Origin of the sequence: Mammaliicoccus lentus, assembly GCF_002902755.1 — a bacterium.
GTDB lineage: Bacteria > Bacillota > Bacilli > Staphylococcales > Staphylococcaceae > Mammaliicoccus > Mammaliicoccus lentus.
Genome location: NZ_PPRS01000063.1, coordinates 1 through 2234 on the forward strand (window position 1 = coordinate 1; position 2234 = coordinate 2234).

Below are 2234 nucleotides of genomic sequence, written 5' to 3' on the forward strand. Positions count from 1 at the left end.
ATATCATACAATGAAATATATTTCAGTAAACAGAATACCAACAGCCTCCGGATAACTCTTAGATTACTGTTTACACTTATATTATATAACTCAAAATTCAATTTCAATTATTTTTTTATAAAAATAACATAGAATATCTGTAAATATTTAAATTTTGATGTTACCCGTAAAAGTTTTTATTAGATAGAAAAAGACATCGTACACATTGTACGATGTCTTTTAATTTAAAACAATTTAAGTTGAGAATATAAATCTTCAGATAAAGCATCTATTTTTTATCAATATCCCGACTTGATACCCTTTTAAATAAAGGGCCATATGCTGAAATTAATTCATTATGTTTTCTACTAACTCTTTGGTCTTTAATAACTTTATCTGCTATTTTTTCAAGATATTTTTTATCTGTTTTAAAGAAGTTACTTGGGCTTGTTACATTTCCAAAGCTAAATTCACGTTCATAAGAAGTCGCTAATATCTCCACAAATTCAACAATTAAGTCTTTTAATTTATCATCTATATCATCATTTTCATAATTTGAAATAAAAGTTCCAAATTTAAAATCGTCACCATGTAAATCTTCAATACTTTTAGCACCTGGATCATTGTTAACTATTCTATAAATTACCCCCATAATCGCAATAAGTGAATATTTACCATTTACTAAAATAGTCATTTCTTCTGTTGATAAACCAACACTATTATGTTCTTTTATATTTTGAATAATATAATTAACTCTTTGATTTAAATTTATCAAATCTTTTATAAATTCAACCTTAACCTGATCATTGGAATAATTAAGTTTGAATATACTTTTGTAATGTGAATTATTAGAAAAAAGACTTTTTTACTAGATCTAGCTGTTCCAGGTCTTTGATTTACAAATGAATAAAATAATTGAGCAAACTCTTCATTTTTTATTTTACTATTACTATGACTTCTTGGAGCAGTAATACCTCTCTTAATTTCCATGAAAATACCTTCATCATATAAAATCCTTTGTAATTGTATCATCTCTGGTGCATTAGCTTTTAAGTCTTTTGGCTGTATAGCTTTCTGTGAATTTGTTGCTTCAGCTATATTATTGAAAAAGTCTCTATCATCATTACTTTTTATGTCTTCTCTATTTTTTCAATTATTTTGCACATTAAATAAAAATCATCTTTATACGACTCTAAATTTTTTGCGATTAATGAAGTAGTCTGACCACCATTAACGATTGAAAAATCGTATACTTTCACATTATCCCCATCTAAACGAAAATGTTCACATGCTATAGTTATACCATTATTCATAAACCAGAAATCATCAGAATTTTTTCTCATACTTTCGATAATGGCATCATCAACCGTTTTCGATTTTATATATCTTCGTATATTCATATTAAATAAGCCTTCACTTTCAAATTTTTCGAAAGCGGCTTTTAAACTTTGAGCACTTATGTTAACAACAATTCCTTTATAATAATCAGATTCGTAATTTAAAGCATTCTTCGATTCATCAATTTGGAATTTATGTTCTTTAGCAGGCTTGAGTGTCTGCTGTATTTCAATTATTGCTTTTTTAATATCTCTTTCATAATGAATAATTACTTCTGTAAATTTACTTTGTTTAACGTTTTTTATCTTTTTATGAATTTGTTTTTCATCAAACTCGCTTGTAGAAGTGAATAAAATTTCTATATTCCCTTCATCTTCATCAGACAACCTATCTATTGCATTTCTATAACTTTTCTTCAATTTTTTATTGTATAAATTAGTTTGCCCCTTATCAAAATCTATAAGAGTATTATTAATTTTTGTAATTTCATTAAATACATCATTGATATCAACATTATTTGAATATTTATTTTGACCAATAATAACTTTTGAATTATCATCATCAAAAAATATAAAATCAATGCCACCATCACTTTTTCCATCAGTTATATTTTCATTCGTTAGATCAAACCAATTTTTTTGTAATTAAGAGATTTATAACAATATAGTGAACAAATAAGTATATTAAAAGCTTTTTCTGCATTGATTGGATAATTCTCTTCATTAGCTATTTTCATTATTTTATTCAGTTCTTTTTCTATCACAGATAACATCTCCTTTTATTTTCTCTAATCATATTTATTTTTACAATATATTAATTATTATATAATAATTAGAAAGTTAATAATAGTAATTATCCGAATATTTAGTATTTTTTATTGTTTATTACTTTATATAAAATCTTGTCTTTATTAAAAC

At 24.6% G+C, this 2234-nt stretch carries 4 protein-coding genes; all 4 read right to left on the bottom strand.

Annotated features, from left to right (window positions below):
- Window positions 1-268: 268 nt before the first annotated feature.
- Complete coding sequence (locus CD135_RS11705) at window positions 269-754, bottom strand: hypothetical protein (protein ID WP_103269514.1); 486 nt, start codon at window positions 752-754, stop codon at window positions 269-271.
- Between the two features lie 5 nt (window positions 755-759).
- Window positions 760-1113: an AIPR family protein gene (locus CD135_RS11710; RefSeq protein WP_103269515.1), complete on the bottom strand. Its 354-nt coding sequence runs from the start codon at window positions 1111-1113 to the stop codon at window positions 760-762.
- A complete protein-coding gene (locus CD135_RS11715; RefSeq protein WP_115344032.1) occupies window positions 1110-1736 on the bottom strand; it encodes an AIPR family protein in 627 nt (208 codons plus the stop codon). Before CD135_RS11715 ends, CD135_RS11710 begins: the two co-directional genes overlap by 4 nt.
- Before the next feature lie 200 nt (window positions 1737-1936).
- Window positions 1937-2080: a hypothetical protein gene (locus tag CD135_RS13055; protein ID WP_180991120.1), complete on the bottom strand. Its 144-nt coding sequence runs from the start codon at window positions 2078-2080 to the stop codon at window positions 1937-1939.
- Window positions 2081-2234: the final 154 nt, after the last annotated feature.